18 protein-coding genes are annotated in these 18,583 nt (G+C 67.1%); 9 read left to right on the forward strand and 9 right to left on the reverse strand.

Translation table 11 applies throughout. The features are described 5' to 3' along the window. Nucleotides 1–90: 90 nt before the first annotated feature. Entirely contained in the window at nucleotides 91–1,044 is a 954-nt protein-coding gene (locus E1263_RS08200) for a glycoside hydrolase family 19 protein (RefSeq protein WP_132166578.1), read from the forward strand. 56 nt (nucleotides 1,045–1,100) lie between these two features. On the opposite strand, the gene E1263_RS08205 is transcribed toward E1263_RS08200, so the two are convergent. Genes E1263_RS08205 through E1263_RS08215 form a run of 3 tightly spaced genes read right to left on the reverse strand, consistent with a single transcriptional unit; the run spans nucleotide 1,101 to nucleotide 3,176 of the window. Beyond that, the gene (locus E1263_RS08205; RefSeq protein ID WP_132166579.1) at nucleotides 1,101–1,934 is read right to left on the reverse strand and encodes a hypothetical protein; all 834 of its coding nucleotides are present in this window, start codon (nucleotides 1,932–1,934) and stop codon (nucleotides 1,101–1,103) included. Then, a complete protein-coding gene (locus E1263_RS08210; protein WP_132166580.1) occupies nucleotides 1,931–2,527 on the reverse strand; it encodes an RNA polymerase sigma factor in 597 nt (198 codons plus the stop codon). Before E1263_RS08210 ends, E1263_RS08205 begins: the two co-directional genes overlap by 4 nt. Nucleotides 2,528–2,567: 40 nt before the next feature. Next, nucleotides 2,568–3,176 carry a class I SAM-dependent methyltransferase gene (locus E1263_RS08215; protein WP_165956548.1) on the reverse strand — a complete coding sequence of 203 codons (609 nt, stop codon included), beginning with the start codon at nucleotides 3,174–3,176 and terminating at the stop codon, nucleotides 2,568–2,570. 329 nt (nucleotides 3,177–3,505) lie between these two features. On the opposite strand from E1263_RS08215, the gene E1263_RS08220 reads away from it, so the two are divergent. Further along, nucleotides 3,506–4,237, forward strand: a complete 732-nt coding sequence (locus E1263_RS08220) for a Type 1 glutamine amidotransferase-like domain-containing protein (protein ID WP_132166582.1) — start codon at nucleotides 3,506–3,508, stop codon at nucleotides 4,235–4,237. Between the two features lie 44 nt (nucleotides 4,238–4,281). Here E1263_RS08220 and E1263_RS08225 read toward each other — a convergent pair whose 3' ends face one another. Together E1263_RS08225 and E1263_RS08230 are read right to left on the reverse strand one after the other, a co-directional pair. Then, a complete protein-coding gene (locus tag E1263_RS08225; RefSeq protein WP_132166583.1) occupies nucleotides 4,282–4,608 on the reverse strand; it encodes a hypothetical protein in 327 nt (108 codons plus the stop codon). A 295-nt stretch (nucleotides 4,609–4,903) separates the two neighbouring features. Further along, on the reverse strand, nucleotides 4,904–5,731 hold the full coding sequence (locus tag E1263_RS08230) for a MerR family transcriptional regulator (protein WP_132166584.1): 828 nt from the start codon (nucleotides 5,729–5,731) through the stop codon (nucleotides 4,904–4,906). Nucleotides 5,732–5,893: 162 nt separating this feature from the next. Between E1263_RS08230 and E1263_RS08235 the strand changes: the two genes are divergently transcribed. Beyond that, nucleotides 5,894–6,232 carry a nuclear transport factor 2 family protein gene (locus E1263_RS08235; protein WP_238161123.1) on the forward strand — a complete coding sequence of 113 codons (339 nt, stop codon included), beginning with the start codon at nucleotides 5,894–5,896 and terminating at the stop codon, nucleotides 6,230–6,232. Then, a complete protein-coding gene (locus E1263_RS08240; protein ID WP_132166585.1) occupies nucleotides 6,229–7,068 on the forward strand; it encodes an SDR family NAD(P)-dependent oxidoreductase in 840 nt (279 codons plus the stop codon). The genes E1263_RS08235 and E1263_RS08240 overlap by 4 nt, the downstream gene beginning before the upstream one ends. Before the next feature lie 60 nt (nucleotides 7,069–7,128). Here E1263_RS08240 and E1263_RS08245 read toward each other — a convergent pair whose 3' ends face one another. The 3 genes from E1263_RS08245 to E1263_RS08255 are packed head-to-tail and all read right to left on the reverse strand — an operon-like array spanning nucleotide 7,129 to nucleotide 10,976. After that, nucleotides 7,129–8,724, reverse strand: coding sequence for a fatty acyl-AMP ligase (locus tag E1263_RS08245; protein WP_132166586.1), 1,596 nt, complete (start codon nucleotides 8,722–8,724; stop codon nucleotides 7,129–7,131). Continuing rightward, on the reverse strand, nucleotides 8,721–10,205 hold the full coding sequence (locus tag E1263_RS08250) for an acyl carrier protein (RefSeq protein ID WP_132166587.1): 1,485 nt from the start codon (nucleotides 10,203–10,205) through the stop codon (nucleotides 8,721–8,723). The genes E1263_RS08245 and E1263_RS08250 overlap by 4 nt, the downstream gene beginning before the upstream one ends. Nucleotides 10,206–10,232: 27 nt before the next feature. Continuing rightward, a complete protein-coding gene (locus tag E1263_RS08255) occupies nucleotides 10,233–10,976 on the reverse strand; it encodes a class I SAM-dependent methyltransferase (RefSeq protein WP_132166588.1) in 744 nt (247 codons plus the stop codon). A gap of 159 nt (nucleotides 10,977–11,135) precedes the next feature. Between E1263_RS08255 and E1263_RS08260 the strand changes: the two genes are divergently transcribed. The 3 genes from E1263_RS08260 (at nucleotide 11,136) to E1263_RS08270 (ending at nucleotide 14,521) form a co-directional block, all read left to right on the forward strand. Further along, a complete protein-coding gene (locus tag E1263_RS08260; protein WP_132166589.1) occupies nucleotides 11,136–12,035 on the forward strand; it encodes a hypothetical protein in 900 nt (299 codons plus the stop codon). Continuing rightward, nucleotides 12,032–12,385: a GntR family transcriptional regulator gene (locus E1263_RS08265; RefSeq protein WP_132166590.1), complete on the forward strand. Its 354-nt coding sequence runs from the start codon at nucleotides 12,032–12,034 to the stop codon at nucleotides 12,383–12,385. The genes E1263_RS08260 and E1263_RS08265 overlap by 4 nt, the downstream gene beginning before the upstream one ends. Nucleotides 12,386–12,502: 117 nt before the next feature. Further along, nucleotides 12,503–14,521 carry a GxGYxYP domain-containing protein gene (locus E1263_RS08270; RefSeq protein ID WP_132166591.1) on the forward strand — a complete coding sequence of 673 codons (2,019 nt, stop codon included), beginning with the start codon at nucleotides 12,503–12,505 and terminating at the stop codon, nucleotides 14,519–14,521. A gap of 14 nt (nucleotides 14,522–14,535) precedes the next feature. Here E1263_RS08270 and E1263_RS08275 read toward each other — a convergent pair whose 3' ends face one another. Continuing rightward, the gene (locus E1263_RS08275) at nucleotides 14,536–15,081 is read right to left on the reverse strand and encodes an AMIN-like domain-containing (lipo)protein (RefSeq protein WP_132166592.1); all 546 of its coding nucleotides are present in this window, start codon (nucleotides 15,079–15,081) and stop codon (nucleotides 14,536–14,538) included. Between the two features lie 64 nt (nucleotides 15,082–15,145). On the opposite strand from E1263_RS08275, the gene E1263_RS08280 reads away from it, so the two are divergent. Then, nucleotides 15,146–15,949, forward strand: a complete 804-nt coding sequence (locus E1263_RS08280) for a GNAT family N-acetyltransferase (protein ID WP_132166593.1) — start codon at nucleotides 15,146–15,148, stop codon at nucleotides 15,947–15,949. 45 nt (nucleotides 15,950–15,994) lie between these two features. Continuing rightward, the gene (locus E1263_RS08285; protein ID WP_132166594.1) at nucleotides 15,995–18,583 is read left to right on the forward strand and encodes a preprotein translocase subunit SecA; all 2,589 of its coding nucleotides are present in this window, start codon (nucleotides 15,995–15,997) and stop codon (nucleotides 18,581–18,583) included.

The raw sequence follows: 18,583 nt of genomic DNA on the forward strand, positions 1-18,583 counted from the left end.
GAACGGGCGGGATCTGGAGGAAAGTAACCGGCAAGCGCGCCTTGCAGGAAACATTTCACCAATCCCGCCCCTCCGCCCCAGGAGCTCCTCATGGTTCTTCGCCGTCTCACTTCTCTTCTCGCGGGCCTCGGCATCGTGGCCGCCGGTCTGGTCACCGCGACCCCGGCCCACGCCGCCGTCTTCCGGACCTTCGGCACCGGCGTCAACATCCGCGCCGACGCCTATCTGTCCTCGGCTGTCGTCGGGACACTGCCCGGCCCGACCGATATCAACGTCGACTGCCAGAAACGCGGTGACCGCGTCACCATCGACGAAGGCACCAGCGAATGGTGGGCGCATGTGCCCGCCCTCGGTGGGTATGTGACCGTCGTGTACGTCGCGATTCCCGAAGACAAACTCCCCGGTGTCCCCGAATGCGGCGGCAATCCGAACCCGCCGGTCGGCGACATCACGCTCGCCCAGGTTCAGGCGATGTTCGGCAGCCGGATCGCGAACCCGAGCATCGTGCAGCAGGGGCTGCCCTCGCTCAACCAGGCGATGCGGGATGCCGGAATCAACACGGTCTACCGCAAGGCGGCCTTCCTGGCCACGCTGGTCCACGAATCGCGGCTCGAGTACAACATCCGCGAGATCGGCGACACCCGCGTGTACGGCGGCCGCGGCTACATCCAGCTCACCGGCGACTTCAACTACCGTCCCGCCGGCCAGTGGCTCGGCGTCGACCTGATCAACAACCCCGAGCTCGCCCGCGACATCCGTTACAGCGCTCAGATCGCCCGCTGGTACTGGACCGTCGCCCGCAACATCAACCCGTACGCCGACCAGCTCAAGATGGGCCGTGTCAACGCCGCCATCGGCTACCCCGCCGGCGCCGAAGACCAGCGCCGCTGCGACACCTTCCGCACCGCCATCGCCTACCTGTCCGGCCAACCGGCCCCCGCAGTGAACTGCAGCCGCACGGCCAAGACGCTCGGTGACACCTCCGCCATGACCCGCTCCCAGTTCGAAGCCGCAGTCAACCAAGGCACCCCCGGCAAGGGCTGACCCTCGAGCCACCCCGCGACCCGGCCGGACCCCCCGAGGGCCCGGCCGGTTCGTTGTCACCCGAACGTCGTGAAGAAAACCTGCTTGCCGTCCTTGTCGAAGGCGCGAACGTCGATCTCCGCGTTCCCGTGCTCGGCGACGGCGTCAGGCAGGATCCCTTCGAGGTAACCGGCCTGATCGACCGTGACGTCGGCGTACCAGGGCGAGACGCCATTGAGTCCACGGATCCGCAGCTCGACCAGGCCGACGTTCTTCGCGGCGCGGAACGAGTACGACGCTCGCACACCGGCCGACTTCCCTTCGCCGACGTTGTTCCACGCCCACGTCCCTGGGATCGGGTTCTGTTCGTTGGCCGCAGCCGCGGAGGTGTCCCAGCGCAGAATCTCGCCGTCGAGGCACTGGAACCAGAAGTTGCTGTTCGCGGTGACGAAGGTCTGCAGCAGCTGCCGCGACTTCCCGGGCACACCGAACGCCTTGATCCAGCGGGCGGACCTGATGGTCGCGGCGTCCGCATCCGCAGGACCGTACAGGTCTTCGGTGGTGCCGGAGACCGTCGTCTTCAGCTTCAGGCACTGCCTGGCCGCGGCTCGTGCCTGGCTGTCACTCGCATCGCCGAGGTCGAGCCACTCACGCTGCGTTTTGTCAGGAGACTCCTGCTGGATTCCGGTAGAGCCTGCCGGGTCGCCGCTGCGGCTGAGGGTGACGACGCTGGTGATGCCGATCGCGACGGCAGCGGTGGCGGCAACGACCGGAACCCACGCCAGGAACGGCGTCCAGCGCGGCGGCTTCGGGCGGAAGGCTTTGTAGGCGCCGCGGACTACGTTGCGCCGCAGCGTTTCGGTGTACTCGGGGTCGAGCTGCTCGACCGGTGGGGGCGTGGTGAGGTTCATCGGTGCTCCTCCAGTAAAGCGGGCAGACGGCGGCGGGCCCGGGACAGGCGGGCCTTCACAGTGCCTTCGGCGACCCCCAGGACCGCCGCGGCATCGGCCAGGCTCAGCTGTGCCCAATAGACGAGCTCAACGGTCTCGCGCTCATGACCCGGAAGGGCAGCCAGAGCTGCCCGAACAGCCCGGATGTGTTTCTCCGAATCCACCCGAGCCGCAACCGCCTCCGAGTGATCCGGCTGATGCAACGGCGCCGGCTGCCGCAGCAAGAACTGCGCCAACCGGCGTCTGGACCGGACACTGTTCCGCAGCTCGTTGCGCGCAATCGCCAGCAACCACGGCTTCGCGCTGCCGTGCTGCAGCGGCCCCGGATCCGAGCGCCCGAACTGCTTCCAGGCGGTGATAAACGTTGCCTGGACTGCGTCATCGGCGTACGCGTAAGAGCCCGTATGCCGGACCGCATAAGCGTGCACGGCAACGGCGTACCGGCTGAACAGATCGCCGAGCGCCTCCGGTTCCTGGCGGCGCAAGGCGTCCCAGAGGTCATCGTCCCGCACCTCCGGCGGGGGCCGATCCACCTGCCGCGAAATCGTCGTCATACCCCTGAGGGTCCGCACCCGCAGGTGTGGTTGCCACTGGTTAAATCGGCCGTGCCCGCACCCAGGCGGTGTTCGGCGTCAGGTACTCGTCCAGCCGCAGGCCCACCTCGGCCAGCTGGCTGGAGAGCTCCTCCTCGGTCAGATTCTGAGTCAGCACCCGCTGCGACCAGCTCTGTCCGTCACGCGTATGCGTCAACGTGGCCGCGACCTTGTTGCCAGGCAAATGCTCCACATCGGAGATCTCCATTCGGGTGTGCTCACTCTCCAACACCACAGGCCGCGCCAACTGCGAAGGCAACTGCTGCTGAATCACCACCGACCCACCCGGCAGCACATGCTCCGCGCACGTCCGCAACAACCGCAACCGCTCAGCATCATCAGCCACGTTGACCAAGTACGACATCATCAGCACCACGTCGAAGCGCCGCCCGAGCCGCAGCTCGCCGATGGTCGCCTGCACAGTCTCAGCCCCACGGACCCGAGCCAGCATCTCCGCCGACTCGTCCACCGCCACCACCTCATGCCCCCGTGTGAGCAGCGGCCGAGTGATTCGCCCAGTCCCACACCCCAACTCAAGAATGCTGCTCCCCGGCGCGATCGCCGCATCGATCAGCTCGTCCTCCCCACGAGCCTCCGCAAGCTCATACATCTCAACCTGACTACCATCCGGTGCCTGCGCCCCCGGCCCACTTCCACCTTGTCCGACTCTCATCCCTCCAGTCTTTCAGCCCTAGAAAATCTTTCGGCCCACACCGAAAGTCCACTATCTTTGGCCGCATGCCTCATATGCCGTCTTCGTCGCAGAGTTTTCGCGCCACCGCCCCGACCAGGGGCGCTGCGGAGGAGTCGGCCGGCCCCCCGAGGGCCCGGCCGGATCGTTGTCTGCCCCCGCGACCCCACTGGGGTGTGTCGAAGAGGGGGTGGGCGGTTCGTTGTAGGGGTGATAGGAGTTGACGGACGACGAACGGAGTTTGAGCTGTGAGAGTTCTTCTGACTTCCGGCGGCATCACGAATGCGAGTATCGAGAACGCCTTGGTGGACCTGCTCGGCCGGCCGATTGCGGAGTGCACCGCGCTCTTCATTCCGACTGCGATCTATCCCTTCCGGGGTGGGGCGGAGATGGCGTGGCGGGCGCTGAGCGGACAGGCGCCGTCGCGGTTGAGCGATCTCGGGTGGAAGTCGTTGGGGCTTCTGGAGTTGTCGGTGCTGCCGAGCATCGATGCGGAGGCTTGGGTACCTGCGGTCCAGGAGGCTGATGCTTTGCTGGCGTGGGGTGGCGATCCGCTGTTCCTGGCCAACTGGATGCGCCGCTCCGGCCTGGCCGATCTGCTGCCGACGCTGGACTCCGTCTATGTGGGGGTGAGTGCCGGCAGCATGGCCGTCACTTCGACCTTCGTCGAGACCTACACGGAGCCGCCGCGCGGCGACCACGGATCCCTGCAGTCCGAGCCTGCCGTCTTCAGTACGCCGCAAGGTGACGTCGACCGAACCCTGGTCACCGGGCACGGTGCGGGGCTCGTCGACTTCGCCGTCATCCCGCACCTGGACAATGAACGTCACCCCGACGCATCCCTGGCCAACGCGGAGAAATGGGCGGCCCGGATCCCGGCCCCGACCTACGCGATCGACGACCAGACCGCCGTCAAAGTCGCCGACGGCGGCACCGTCGACGTCATCTCCGAAGGCCACTGGAAACTCTTCACTCCTTGACGCCGGGAGAGCGTGCTACCCACCCACCCCGGCTCATCGCCGTCCTACCCCTGCGGACTACCGCCCGCGACCGACCTCGCTTCCACTAGAGGACGGGCAGCCTGGCTGCTGCGTTGGCAGCGGAAGTGGAGGATGCCGGGGACGGACTGCCAGACGGGACGATCGCCGACGGGTTCGGCCATCTGGGTGATGGGCAGGCCGGCTGCTGCGAAGGTGTTGAGGTAGGTGGACAGCATGCGGTGGTAGGCGACGCGTGGCAGGATTGCCAACCGGGTCGGGCTGGTGAAGGGGCCTTCGTCGAAGTAGCGGCCGACGATGCGTCGGGTGCCCCGTCGAAAGAGCCGGTGAAACCCGGCCCAGATTCTGGGCATCATCGTGGTGGAACTCGATGCCGCGCGTCGCGACCCTGCCCGCAAGCAACCGCCGCCACGCGCAGACCGTGGACATCGCCCACCAGTGCATCGAACGTCGGATCGTTCAGTCCGACGCCTTCGGGGTCAACACCTTCGTGGTAGACGTCGGCCAGTTCTTCGTAAGCGCTTGTGAGGTTGGGTATGCCGGGTGGACGGCGGTGCCGTCGTCGGCGTTCCGGACCGGTACGGCGTTCTGCCAGGAGCAGAGCGTTGACAGCGCTGGTTGGTACCAGGCGACACTGGCGGACTGCTTTTATTCTGGTGGTGGGGTGGTGCTGAAGATCGGCCAGCAAATCTCGGTGGCGGTGAAGGTTGTCGGATCCGGGGGCGCCCCGCCGAGGTAGTGTTCGCGGATTGGTCCCTGGTGGCTGATCAGATGCTCGTTTGCGTAGATTCCCAGCGCCCCGTAACTGCGGTCGATGCCTTCGTGGCCGCCGGAGTGGGTGAGCACCGCGAATTCGGCCTGAGGTAAGACCTCGGCACGGATGCCCTCCGGCGGATCCGCAGAGTGCGGTGCGGCGACGAACAGTGTTGCCTTGCCACGCGATTCGAGGAATAGCTCTCGGTCGTAGAGGCCACCCGGCACGATCACCGAAGGTGCGCTTGCTGCCGCTGCAACGGCGTCTCGCAGTTTCCGCACTGTCGACCCGAACCAGCTGTCGAGCTCAGAAACATCGAGGGTGGCACCGATGGACCACACCGCGAGCGCAGGTTCGTGGCGCAACTCCACGTGGGCGGGGGTGCACACGGGAGAAAGCAACTCACGCAGGGCGCCGACGGTGTCACGAGTTTGCTGCAGCTGCACCTCCATCTGCTCGAGATGAGTCGTGATGATGTCGGTGCGGGTCGCGGTGTCGGCTGTGCTCAGCAGCGCTTTGACGTCGGGAATGGACATGCCGAGAGAGCGGAACCGGCGGATGATGTGTGCATGATCGACCTGGCTGGTGTCGTAGAAGCGATAGCCGGTGTGGGAGTCGATATGGGCCGGTTCGAGAATGCCGATGTCGTGGTAGTGCCGCAGCGCCTTCCTGGTCAGGCTGGTCATCACTGCGAAGTCACCGATCGAGACCTGTGCACCCATGGCGTCCTCCTAAGCCGATCCGCCGCTCGCGTTATCGGATAGGCCAATCGTGCAGTTTCCCCCTAGGGCAAGGTCAACCGGGGCCTGGTTGTCGGGCGGTGCGGACACGAAGTCGCCGGCCGAGGTTGACCTTCCCCTTGGGGGAAGCTCCACCGTGGGCTCATGACCACCGAATGGGATGCACTCCCGGACACCATCAAGACGTTTATGACTGCGCTCGACGCCCGAGAGGGCGATCGAACGCTCGACACGCTCACCGCGGATGCCGTCGTGACCGACGAGGGCCACGACTACACGGGCCGTGATGAGATTGAGGCCTGGCTGACCACGGCGGCCAGTGAGTACACCTATACGACGGAGTTCACCGGTGCGACCACGACCGGGACGACCGTCGACGTCGGGCAGCACCTGGAGGGCAACTTCCCTGGTGGAGTCGTCGACCTGCACTATCGCTTCGCGTTGAACGGCGCGCTGATCAGCCGGTTGGTGATCGAGCCGTGACCCGGCGATGGTTCATCACAGGGGGCACGCCCGGCGGCTTCGGGATGGCGTTCGCCGAGGCGGCGTTGGAGACGGGAGATCGCGTGGTGCTCACCTCGCGGCGTCCCGAGGAGCTGCGGACGTGGGCGGACCAGTACGGCGACCGCGTTCTCGTCGTACCGCTGGATGTCACCGACGCGGCACAGGTGCTGCGCGCGGTGCATTCGGCTGAGGAGCGCTTCGGCGGTATCGACGTGCTGGTCAACAACGCTGGCCGCGGCTGGTACGGATCGATCGAGGGGATGGACGATTCCTCGGTGCGGACAATGTTCGAGCTCAACTTTTTCGCGCCGCTGTCCGTGACGCGGGCGGTGCTGCCGGGGATGCGCGCCCGCGGAAGCGGGTGGATCGTCAATGTGTCCTCGGTGGCCGGGCTACTGGCGGCGGTCGGATTCGGCTACTACAGCGCGACGAAGTTCGCCGTCGAAGCCACCACCGACGCGCTGCGCGACGAGGTCGCCGCGCAGGGCATCTCCGTGCTGGCGGTCGAACCGGGGGCGTTCCGCACGAACGCCTACGCCGGCTTCGCGAACGAGCCCGTCACGGAGGCGATCCCGGAGTACCACGACATGCTGGAGCAGGTCCGCGCCGCCTTCGTTGAGCTGGACGGCGTGCAACCCGGCGATCCGCGCCGTGGTGCCCGTGCGGTGATCGCGGCGATGGCCCAGGACGCGCCTCCCCGTCGGCTGGTCCTTGGCGGTGGCGGATACGACGCCGTGATCGATGCACTGGAGCAGAACCTGGCCGACATTCGCGCGAGCGAAACGCTCTCTCGCGGCGCGGACTTCCCGGCCTAGTAGGCCCGCCTGAGCGCGAGAAACAACGGCCCCGCTGACGACGTACCGTTCGTTGCGGATCTATTGGTTACTGAGGTACCAGGCGCGTGTTGCAGCCCGGGCGAGTTTGCCGCTGGAGGTTCGCTGGATGGTGCCGCGTGGGACTTCGAGCAGGTGCTGGATGTGCAGGCCGTGGTCGCGTTGGACGGCGGCTTTGATGGCACCCTCGGGCAGGTTGCTGCTCTCGATCAGTACGACGAGGTGTTCGGTGTCGGGTGCGGTGACGGAGAAGGCGACTGTGCGGCCCGGTTTGAGCTGTGGGTGGGCGGCCTCGACGGTGGCCTCGATGTCCTGGGGGTGATGGTTGCGGCCGTCGATGATGATCAGGTCCTTGAGACGGCCGGTGAGATAGAGCTCCCCGTCGTACAGGGCGCCGAGGTCGCCGGTGCGTAGCCAGGGGCCGGTGCCGTCGGCGAGGTGGGCACCGAAGACCTTGGCCGTGCGGGCGGGGTCGTTCCAGTAGCCGGCGGCGACGTTGGGGCCTTGGAGCCAGATCTCGCCGATGACGCCTGGACCGCAGGGGTGGCCGCCCGAGTCGACGATCTCCAGGCGCTGACCTGTTGGTTTGCCGAGCGAGACGAGCTCGTGGCCTCGGTCGGACGGCTTGAGCATGCCGATCCGCAGGGCCTCTCGATCGAACGCCTGCGCGGTGGGTGGTCGGGAGACGGCGGCGCTGGTGACGAAGACGGTGGCCTCGGCCAGTCCGTACGCCGGGGTGTGGGTCGCGGGCGGGACCTGGAAGGCGTTGGTGAAGGCCTCGATCGTGTGAGCCCGGACGGGCTCGGCGCCGTTCAGGAACACCTTCACCTGGGACAGGTCGACTGCGGCCTTGTTGGTGATGCGGCGCGTGCAGTAGTCGTAGCCGAAGTTCGGTCCGGCGGTGTAGACGTCGAGCGCCGAACGCGCGAGGTCGAGCCAGCGGGCCGGGCGCATCAGGAAGGCGAGTGGGTCGATGAAGCTGGACTGATCGCCGTACCGGAGTGGTACGCCGAAGGCGAGGACCAGGCCCATGTCGTGCCAGAGGGGGAGCCAGCTGACGGTCGTGGACCGGCCTGGCTGGAAGTGGAAGGCGGTGATGAGTTGGTCGATGTTCGCCACGAGGTTGGCGTGGGTGACCATCACCGCGGAGGGGGTTCCGGTGGCGCCGGAGGTGTACTGCAGGTAAGCGATCTCGTTGCCGTCGATCGGTTCCGGTCGCCAGTCGTGATCGCCGAGGTTGTCGAGGGCAACGACTGGGTAGTTGTCAACGGCAACGTCACCGGTGGTCAGGATGCAGACCGGTCTGCTGTGGGCGAGAGCGTTGTCGAGGCGTGCTCGGTGGCCGGACAGACCAGGCGGAAAGAGCGGGACCGCGATCGTGCGGGCGTAGAACGAGCCGAGGAGTGCGACCAGATAGTCGAGGCCTTGCGGTGCGAGGATCGCGACCCGGTCTCCCGGTACGGCGTGGCTGCGGATCGCTGCCGCTGTCGCACGGGCACGCCGGTCGACCCCACTCCAGGTCAGCGTGTGCCGCTGTCCTCCTGGATCGGTTTGGTAGTCGAGGAAGGTGTAGGCGGGCGCATGTGGCTTCTCCGTTGCCCATCGACGCACCAGATCGACGGCGGTCGGGGCCGTCATGGCCGGACTCGGAGTGGGAGGTCGGTGATTCGGCCTGCGCGTGGGGTCAGTGGGTGACCGAGTGCTTCGAGCGAGGCCAGTTGGCGGTGGAAGACGATCGCGGGGTCCTCTGTGCGAGGGAGAGTGAGGTCGAGGAAGAGGTGGTGGCCGGCTTGAGCTGCTGCTTCGCGTGACTCGTAGTACGGGATGCGTGGGGCTTTGGGGTCGGCCGGTTGGCCGGCGATGAGTTGCGCGCCTTCGGTGGCGGTGAGGGCGCCGGCGAGTACGGCAGCGGCCAGGCGGCCGGTGGAGAGTCCAACGACGGCGGCGGGCGTCAAGCCGAACTGGCGCCAGAGAAGGGCCAGGGCGAGCTGTACGCCGTACTGCGCGGCCGGCTCCTGCTCCGGCTCCGGCGGGGCGCCGGTGAGCAGCGTGTCGCGGAGGTGCAGCCCGGAAGCCCACTGCAGCAGCGGATCCAGCTCGCCGATCGTCGCGGCGAATGCGGGCTCACACTCCATCAATCCCCGCAGGCTGAACCACGGCTGCTCACCCGAGAACACCCAGACCGGCTGCGGAACCGCGGCGGCTTCACCAGCAACCACGGCCGGATGAGAAGTGTTGCCGGCAAGAGCCGACAATCCGGCGAGCAGTTCCGGCCGATCTCTGGCGACGACAACGGTTCGAACCGGTCCGCGAGCCACCTGCCGGGCGAGCGTGTACTCGACATTCGCCAGAGCGTCGCTGCCGACACGGAGGTGCTCAGCCAACTCCCCGGCATACAGGCTGATCCGCTCGATGCTGGTGTCGGACAGCGCGAAATGCCCGACCCCCTGCAGCGGTATGTCGGCCAACGACGCCCACACCCGCCGCAGTACCAACTCGGCGCCACTCGCATCCCGCAACCGCACCACCGGATCGCCGTCCAGCACAGCGTCAACCAGTTCGCCGACCTCGGCGTCCTCCGTCGACGTGAGCTCGCTGATCACCGACAGCACCCGGTCCCCGTCCCGCTCAGCGTCCGGCAGCCGCTTCAGCACGACGGACGCGCACCCGGCACTCACCCCGGTCGCCACCACCACATCTGCTTCCCCCGCCCGCAGCCGATCCACCCCTGTCCTGACTGCAACCACCGCGGACTCATCGACCACTGCACCCAACCGCTCGGGCTCGAACAACCCGGCTCGTTCCAACGCCTCCTGCTCGACCTGCGACCGGGCATCCTCGTCGCCCCGGCCCCAGCCGATGATCGCGATCTCGCGTCCTTCCGCGATCAGCCCGCGGACCAGCTGGTTCACCGTCGGATAGCGCCACAAACTCTCCGGCTGCAAGGGTCGATCCAGCAGTTCGCTCAACTCGCCCGTGATCGCCACCGCATCCCGCGAGGACAGCCCGTACTCGTTGAGTAGCCGATCCGGATCGATCTCCCCAACCCCAACCCAGCAGGCCTGCGCCAACCGCTCGACCAAGAACCCCCGCAACTCCTGGTCGCTGACAATGATCACGAGCTAACCGTAGCCACTGTGTGTGGGCTACCTGATCTCGCACGGGTCGACGACGAGTACGGAAGGACTCCGTTGGCAGCGGAAGTGGAGGATGCCGGGGACGGTTTGCCAGACGGGGCGGTCGCCGACCGGTTCGGCCATCTGGGTGATGGGGAGACCGGCTGCTGCGAACGTGTTGAGGTAGGTGGACAGCATGCGGTGGTAGGCGACGCGTGGCAGGATTGCCAGCCGAGTCGGGCTGGTGAAGGGGCCTTCGTCGAAGTAGCGGCCGACGATGCGTCGGGTGGAACCGTCGACGTGGTCGATCAGTTCGCCGGCGGCGGGGGTTTTGTAGCAGGGGTGCACGATCGAGGCGACGAACCAGCCGCCAGGCTTGAGGATTCGGGCGATCGAGTGCACCGTGGGCTTGAGGTCGGGGATGTCCATCAAGGCCATGTAGCAGACTGCTCCGTCGAAGGAGCCAGTGAAATCCGGACCCAGATTCTGGGCATCGTCGTGGTGGAACTCGATGCCGCGCGGATTCTGCTGTTCGAGCCGGCGTGCGTGTGACAGCAGCGATTCCGAGGCGTCGATGCCGACCACCCGTGCCCCGAGGTCGGCGAGGCGGCGTGCGTCGCGGCCCTGACCGCAGGCGACTGCGGCGACGCGCTGGCCGTGGATGTCGCCGACCAGTGCGTCGAAGGCCGGATCGTTCAGTCCGCTGCCGTCGGGATCGACGCCTTCGTGGTACGCGTCGGCCAGTTCTTCGTAAGCGCTTGTGAGGTTGGGCATGCCGGGTGAACGGCGGTGCCGTCGTCGGCGTTCCGGGCCGGTACGGCGTTCTGCCAGGAGCAGAGCGCGGTGGTCGAGGGCACGCGGGGTTGACCGCCGTACTTGACCTCGTCAGTTTGTATCAATACATTTGGTACAAACAAGCGGAAGGGGAGCGCGATGTACGTGATCTTGGGGGCCATGGTTGTCACGATGGTCGTGTTGTGGTTGGCGCGGGGGAAGATCGCTGACTCTGAGGTACGACGGTTGGTGGCGCGCGGTGGGTTGCCGGCTGAGGAGGGGTTGGTGGAGCCGGCGAAGGAGTGGTTCCGGCAGCGGCAGACGATCCTGGTGCTGGGGATTCTGGCCGGGACGGTGGCGGCCGGAGTCGTGCTGGCGGTGGCTGATGCGGTGCTCGGCGGAAAGCTGAAGCTGGGGCCGACTTTCGGGAGCGATTCCTTCGAGTTCACAGTGGACCTGCGTCTGTGGCTGTGGTTCCTGGCGATCACGGCGGCTTGGAGCGGGGCTGCGACCTTGCTGCACGGGTATCGCGCGGTGCGGCTGGCGCGGGTCGACGGGCCGCGGGCGGCGGCGTTGCGGCCGCGCAAGCTTACCGACTACCTGCATCCGATCGAGATCGCGATCTACTACGTCATTGTCCTGGTGCCCTTGATTTGCGTCGGCCTCGGCATCGTCGTGCTGGGGAGTGCGGATCAGCCGGAGCGGGGCTGGGTGCTGGTTGTCAGCGGAGCGATCGGTGTGCTGCTGTGGGGTGGTGGAGTGGTGGTGCAGCGACTCGCGTTGGGCGTCAGTCAGAGGTCGGGGCGCCCGGAGGAGCTGTTGTGGCAGGAGGCGTTGCGGGCAACGACCCTGCGAGACATCGGGACGGCGATGATCACGGTGAGCTGGCTGTTGGGAGCTGGGGTGCCGTTCTCGTTCAGTTGGCCGTCGGACGTGCCGACGTCATTCGAATGGATGGGATGGGGCCTGCTCATGGGGGCGCTGCTGCTGAGCATGGTGGCCAGTGCGGTCGCACACAGCCCGTGGGGGCTGCCGCGGGTACGGCGGGTGGTCGGATGATCATCTCGGTGGATCCGGCGGGAGCGAAGCCGCCGTACGAGCAGGTGAAGGAACAGATCGACGGGCTGATTCGGCGTGGGGATCTCGCGCAGGGGACGCGGTTGCCGACGGTTCGGCAGTTGGCGGGGGATCTGGGGCTGGCGGTCAACACCGTGGCGCGGGCGTACAAGGAGCTCGAGGCCGATCGGATGATCGAGACCCGTGGCCGGAATGGGACATTTGTGCTTGCGTCGCGGAGTCATGTCGACGACGAGGAGACGCGGGCGGCGGCGACCGTGCTGGCGCGGGCGGCGCGGCGGGCCGGGATCAGTTTGCCGGAGGCGACCGAGATCCTGCGCCAGGCCTGGTAGAGATCCGATCTCCCGGAAACGATTCCAAATACCCCGACGAGCCCTGTACACGCTCTCACGGGATTGCTACTGTCCGGCCAGATTTGACATCGATGTCAGCGACAGGGAGTGGTCACGATGGTCTCGAGACGAACGTTCCTGGCGGGCAGCGGTGCAGTGACGGCAGGCGGGATCGGACTGGTCCCGACGCTGACAACCACTGCGGCTGCAGCATCATCGACGTCCGGCAGCCCCGCCCGGCTGCTGCCGGCCTTCAACCGCCCCAAGCATCTGCACTACGGCGATGCCAGCAAACTCAGCGGTCACGACCAGACTCTGCTGACAACGTTGCAAGGCATCGTCAACCGTACTAAGCCGGAGCTGTACTTCCTCTACGACACAGGCACCCAGAGCACGCCGGACGCCAAGTGGCTGACCGACATGCACCTGCCGACGACGCTGTACAAGAACCCGCTCGACCTGGTGGCGAAGTACCGGCACCGGGTCCGCGGTGCGATCGTCTACGACCCCGCCGTACCGGATTCGCTCAACGTCGCGACCACGCTGGCTGGCCTTGAGGACTGCGTTGTGGCAGACGCGGATCAGGCCAAGGCGCACGGACTCAGAATCGTGAAGGACCTGCGGGGGAAGTTCGACGACGACCGGGTGAAGACGTACCGGTGGCAGCTCGACAACCTGTTCCCGCGGGTCACGCACAAGCTGCTTGCCGGCCTGCCGCCGACCAGGGTGGTCGCGGTGGAAAACGTGCAGTGGAAGGAGATTGCCCGCGAGACCCGCCAGATCCGGGACTCGTCCAACCGCGGCAACTTCGACCTTGACGTCTCGGCCAAGCTCGGCAAGGGCAAGGTCTACGTCCGCTGGCAGGACTCGTTCGGCGACGACGGCTGGGGTCCGTCGGTGTCCGAGGTGTGGGTGAAGGCGAACGGCGTCGAGATCGCGCACTTCAAGCCGAACACCCCGGAGGAGGCGCAGTACCTCTTCGACGGCGCGAACTCCAGCATCGGCGGCGACGCCAACCGCTTCTGCGACGGAGGCGGCTACTACATCTACGCCTTCGACCCACCAGCCGGTACGACGTCCCTCGTGGTGACCGTGACCATGTGGAACCAGTACCTCGTGTCGACCACCGACACCGCCCCCACGCGGATCGAGCCGTTCGCGTACTTCCGTGACTACGTGGTCGCCACGAAGGCCATGGTGAGCTGGCTGCCGCCTGGTGGTGCAACCGGCGCACTGCTGACCGAACACTTCGCCAAGTGGCCGACACTGGCGCCGTACATGGGCTGGTTCGCGAACGACGTCTCTGGCGAGTGGGACGGCGTGGACCTTGCCTCCAAGGGCGGATCGCCCGTCATAGCGGCCGACTTCTACATGAACGGGACTGTGCACGCCGGGTTCACCGCACCGATCTCGGAGAAGGTCCGTCCGGTCCGGCGGATCACCAAGCCGAAGAACAAGGTCTATCTGACGCTGACCTTCGGTGAGGGCGACAACATCCAGTACTGCCAGCGCCACATGCGCGATCTGTGGGACGACCCGAAGCGTGGCGAGGCTCCTGCCAACTGGACGATCAGTCCGATGTTGCTGGAGACAGGTCCGGGACTGTTCAGCCACTTCCAGCGCACTGCAACGGCCAACGACCTCCTGGTCTGCGGACCGTCCGGTGCGGGCTACACGTACCCCGGCTCCTGGGTACCGGCCGAGTTCACTCAGTTCCTGAAGCTCACCGGCTCGCAACTGCGCCGTACGGGCATGGACCAGGTGTACTCGTACAGCCACCGTGAGAACGACAAGTGGGTCGTGCTGTCGGAGGAGATCGCCAGAGGCTTCGCCAAGTACACACCGCTCAAGGGCATCATGCAGACCTGGGACGGCGACCTGCTGGCGGTCCGCCAGGGCGGTCTGCCGATTGCCGGTCAGTGGGGTGCTCCGGGCAAGGCGGGGGAGTACAAGACCGCTCTGGACGCACAGGTGGCGAAGTGGGACGGTACGAAGCCCTTGTTCATCTCAGGCGGTATCAACGCCTGGAACTGGACCCCGTCCGATATCGCGGAGTTGGCCAGCCTGCTCGATGACCGGTACGAGCTGGTGCTGGCCAACGCCTTCTTCGATCTGATGGGCCGAGTGCTGCCGTAATCAAATGCACAGCATCACCAGTGGTGGGCCACGTCCACCACCAGACGGGTATTCGCGCCCGGACCGGTCACCGTGGAGACGCGGAACGGCAGCCGGGCGCGAACGCCGACGCCGATCGTCGTCTGCCCTTCGAAGCTTCCGGCGTACGCGACCTGCCGGAAGGTGTCGTAGCCACGGACATCCGGGGCCTTGAGGGGCCGGTTCGATGGCGCCCGTACGACGATCTGCAGCTTCGCGCCGCCGCGCAGCGGAACCGGGAAGCCGGAGCCGTCCTGGGTGACAGTGCCGACGTAGCGAACGTCGTACCCGGGGGATCGGCCCTGCAGGTCGACGACCAGCCGGTCGAAACAGGCATGCCGTCCGGTGCGGACGCCGACTACCGGCGACTGGACCATCCGGGCGTTCGCTTCGGGAAGCGACCCCCAGCCGGATGGGCAAGACGTGGCAGCGACGGTCTGAGGGGCGGGGGACGAGCCGGGGACGGCTAGTGCGGCTACTGGAATCGCAGCCACCGCCAGCGCGGCGAGGATCGTCTTCGTGGGGATGTGGTTGAGCTTCATGATGGTCCCCCTCTCAGGACTTACTCGTTGGACGCCAGCGGGGTGAGGTTGGTTCACTGCGACCATGACGCCTGACGAGCTGCTCGACGTGTTCCACCGCCGCATCCGGTTGCCGGACGCGGACACGATCCCGGGCTGGAAGGTCGAGCACGAGGGCTTCGTCCATCGCTCGTACGTCGAGGGCGCGGAAGGCGCGGGTTTCGTCGAGACACCGCGCGGGCTGGGCGACGACCCGGATGCCGTGATCGCTGGTGAGCTCGCCTTCTTCCAGGAGCGCGGCCTGCCGTTCGAGTGGAAGACCTACGCGTACGACGAACCGGCCGACCTTGGTGAGCGGCTGATTCGCGCGGGGTTCAGCCAGGAGGATCCGGAGACGCTGATCCTCGGCGAGGTCGACCGCATCCTGGAGCGCCCCTCCGCACTGCCCTCCAAGGCGGTACTGCGGGAGGCGGAAGGACCTGAGGACTTCCACCGGATTGCAGTTCTCATGGACACCCTCTGGCACAGCGGCCTGACCGGTGTGGAGGAGCGCTTGGCCGCTGAGGCGCGCATGTTCCCCGAGCGGCTCTCGGTGTTCCTGGTGGAGGACGGGCTCAAAAGAGAGGGCCCAGTGGCGTCCGCGGCCTGGATCCGGTTCCACCCGGGCACAGGGTTCGCCAGCCTCTGGGGTGGCGGCACACTGCCCGAGTGGCGACGCCAGGGCCTCTACAGCACGCTGCTGGTGCACAGGGCCCGCCTGGCGAAGGACCGCGGCTACGAATTCCTCCGCGTCGACGCCTCCGAAGACTCCCGCCCGATCCTGCAGAAACTGGGCCTCTACGGCGTCACCACCACCACGCCGTACGAGTGGAGTCCTGAGACACGCTGACCTGGTCTGCGGAACGACACGCCGAGCCTGTACGTTGCCGTCATTATGGCTCTGAAAATCACCTCGCGCTTTCGCCGGCTGCTGCAGCGCCCCGGATCGATCAACCTTGGCCCCTACGAGCGGCTCTCGCAGCTCGTACTGGAGGCGGAGGAGTCCGTCGAGCCGCTGACCGACGAGGAGCTCACCGAGTCCGTCAGTGAGCTCCGGACCACCGGTGGGCTGCACGAGGACGAGCAGATCGAGTTCCTGGCGCTGGCCCGCGACGCTGCCCGGCGCACGCTGGGGGAGTCTGCGTTCGACGGCCAGATCGTCGGCGCACTGGCGATGCTGCAGGGCCGCGTGGTCGAGATGGCGACCGGTGAGGGCAAGACGCTCGCCGGTGCGTTCGCCGCGGCCGGGTACGCGATCGGTGGCCGCCGGGTGCACGTGCTCGCGGTCAACGACTACCTGGCCCGCCGTGACGCGGAGTGGATGGCGCCGATCTACGAGCTGCTCGGTGTGACGGTGTCGCACGTCGGCCAGGCCTCCACACCGGAGGAGCGACGAGCGGCGTACCAGGCTGAGGTCTGCTACGTGCCGGTCAGCGAGGTCGGCTTCGACGTGCTGCGCGACCGCCTGGTGAACGACGTGGCCGATCGGGTCACCCAGACGCCGGACGTGGCGCTGGTCGACGAGGCCGACTCGGTGCTGATCGACGAGGCCCGGGTGCCGCTGGTGCTGGCCGGGGCGACCCGGACCGAGGAGCTGGACGACGACGTCGTACAGATCGTCCGCACGCTGCGTGCCGGGGTCGACTACGAGATCGACGGCGACGGCCGCACGGTCGCGCTGACCGACACGGGCACCGACAAGGTCGAGAAGCTGCTCGGCGAGCGCGTCGCCGCGGCTGAGGCCGCCGTCGAGCCCGAGGCCGTCGTCGAGGACGAGGCAGCTGAGGACGAGGCAGCCGAAGACGAGGACAAGACCGAAGACGAGACCGCGGACCAGGTTGAAGCCGAGGCCGAGCGCCCCGCGTTCAACCTGTACGACGACGAGAACCTCGACCGCCTGACCCAGATCAACGTCGCGCTGCACGCCGAGGTGCTGCTGCGCAAGGACGTCGACTACCTGGTCCGCGACGGCAAGGTCAGCCTGATCAACAACAACCGCGGCCGGATCGCCAAGCTGCAGCGCTGGCCCGACGGTCTGCAGGCCGCCGTGGAGGCCAAGGAGGCCGTCCCGGTCAGCGACTCCGGTGAGGTGCTGGACAGCATCACCGTGCAGGCGCTGGTCAAGGGCTACAAGTCGCTGTGTGGCATGACCGGTACGGCGGTAGTCGTCGGCGAGTCGCTGCAGGAGTTCTACGAGGTCGAGGTGGCCGTCGTGCCGCCGAACAACCCGAACATCCGCAAGGACGACATCGACCGGCTCTACCTGACCGTCGAGCAGAAGAACGCCGCGCTGGTCGAGCACATCGCCGAGGTGCACGAGACCGGCCGCCCGATCCTGATCGGCACTCACAGTGTCGAGGAGTCCGAGCAGCTCAGCGACCGCCTCGAGGCCGCCGAGATCCCGCACGTCGTCCTGAACGCGAAGAACGACGCCGAAGAGGCCTCGATCATCGCCGAGGCCGGTGTGCCCGGCACGGTGACGGTCTCCACCCAGATGGCTGGTCGCGGTACCGACATCCGCCTCGGTGGCAAGGACGAGTCGCACGACAAGGACAAGGCCATCGAGCTCGGCGGCCTGTACGTGATCGGCACCGGCCTGCACGCCTCCAGCCGGCTCGACGATCAGCTCCGTGGTCGCGCCGGCCGCCAGGGCGACCCGGGTGGCTCGCTGTTCTTCGCCAGCCTCGCCGACGAGCTCGTCATCCGGTACTCCGTTTCGTCCGGCCTGCGCCCGCATCCCGACGAGGCCGGCCGCCTGACCGACCGCAAGTCGGTCGGCATCCTGGACCACGCCCAGCGGGTCGCGGACGGCGCCAATGCCGAACTGCACCGGACGACCTGGCAGTACCACCGCCTGACCGGTCAGCAGCGCTCGATCCTGCTCGCCACCCGCGAGGACATCCTCACCGACGACCTGGCCGCGACCGAGCTGTCCGAGCGGGTCAAGGAGAAGTACGACGAGCTGGTCGAGGAGCACGGCGAGGAGAAGGTGAAGGACGCCGCCCGCCGGATCGCCCTGCACCACCTCGACCGGAAGTGGACCGACCACCTGGCCTACCTGGCGGACCTGCGCGAAGGCATCCACCTGCGCTCGCTGGCCGGCGGCATCGTGCACATGAAGCCGATCGACGAGTTCAACAAGTCCGCGATCGCGTCCTTCGACACGCTGATCGCCGACTCCTGGAAAGAGTCCGCCGAGACCTTCGCCGAAGCCTCCATCACGGACTCCGGCCTCGACGAGGAAGCTTCCGGCGTCCCGCGCCCGACCGCGACCTGGACCTATCTGGTCAACGACAACCCCTTCGGCACCGAGGCCGACCGCATCCTCGGCCGCCTCCGCAACGCCATCCGCCCGCAGTCCGGCGCGGAGGCCGAGGAGATCCTCCCCGAGAAGTTCGACGAGGACGAGCTCCCGGAGGAACTGCGCGACGTCGATGACGAGACCGGCGACGAGGACGACAAGAAGCAGGACAGCAAGAGCTGA

Source organism: Kribbella antibiotica (genome assembly GCF_004349055.1).
In the GTDB taxonomy this organism is placed as follows: Bacteria; Actinomycetota; Actinomycetes; order Propionibacteriales; family Kribbellaceae; genus Kribbella; species Kribbella antibiotica.

Coding starts and splice junctions, on each gene's coding strand:
- E1263_RS08200 (WP_132166578.1), top strand. CDS start 91: ATGGTTCTTCGCCGTCTCACTTCTCTTCTCGCGGGCCTCGGCATCGTG.
- E1263_RS08205 (WP_132166579.1), bottom strand. CDS start 1,934: ATGAACCTCACCACGCCCCCACCGGTCGAGCAGCTCGACCCCGAGTAC.
- E1263_RS08210 (WP_132166580.1), bottom strand. CDS start 2,527: ATGACGACGATTTCGCGGCAGGTGGATCGGCCCCCGCCGGAGGTGCGG.
- E1263_RS08215 (WP_165956548.1), bottom strand. CDS start 3,176: ATGTATGAGCTTGCGGAGGCTCGTGGGGAGGACGAGCTGATCGATGCG.
- E1263_RS08225 (WP_132166583.1), bottom strand. CDS start 4,608: ATGCCCAGAATCTGGGCCGGGTTTCACCGGCTCTTTCGACGGGGCACC.
- E1263_RS08230 (WP_132166584.1), bottom strand. CDS start 5,731: ATGGGTGCACAGGTCTCGATCGGTGACTTCGCAGTGATGACCAGCCTG.
- E1263_RS08235 (WP_238161123.1), top strand. CDS start 5,894: ATGACCACCGAATGGGATGCACTCCCGGACACCATCAAGACGTTTATG.
- E1263_RS08245 (WP_132166586.1), bottom strand. CDS start 8,724: ATGACGGCCCCGACCGCCGTCGATCTGGTGCGTCGATGGGCAACGGAG.
- E1263_RS08255 (WP_132166588.1), bottom strand. CDS start 10,976: ATGCCCAACCTCACAAGCGCTTACGAAGAACTGGCCGACGCGTACCAC.
- E1263_RS08260 (WP_132166589.1), top strand. CDS start 11,136: ATGTACGTGATCTTGGGGGCCATGGTTGTCACGATGGTCGTGTTGTGG.
- E1263_RS08265 (WP_132166590.1), top strand. CDS start 12,032: ATGATCATCTCGGTGGATCCGGCGGGAGCGAAGCCGCCGTACGAGCAG.
- E1263_RS08270 (WP_132166591.1), top strand. CDS start 12,503: ATGGTCTCGAGACGAACGTTCCTGGCGGGCAGCGGTGCAGTGACGGCA.
- E1263_RS08275 (WP_132166592.1), bottom strand. CDS start 15,081: ATGAAGCTCAACCACATCCCCACGAAGACGATCCTCGCCGCGCTGGCG.
- E1263_RS08280 (WP_132166593.1), top strand. CDS start 15,146: ATGACGCCTGACGAGCTGCTCGACGTGTTCCACCGCCGCATCCGGTTG.
- E1263_RS08285 (WP_132166594.1), top strand. CDS start 15,995: ATGGCTCTGAAAATCACCTCGCGCTTTCGCCGGCTGCTGCAGCGCCCC.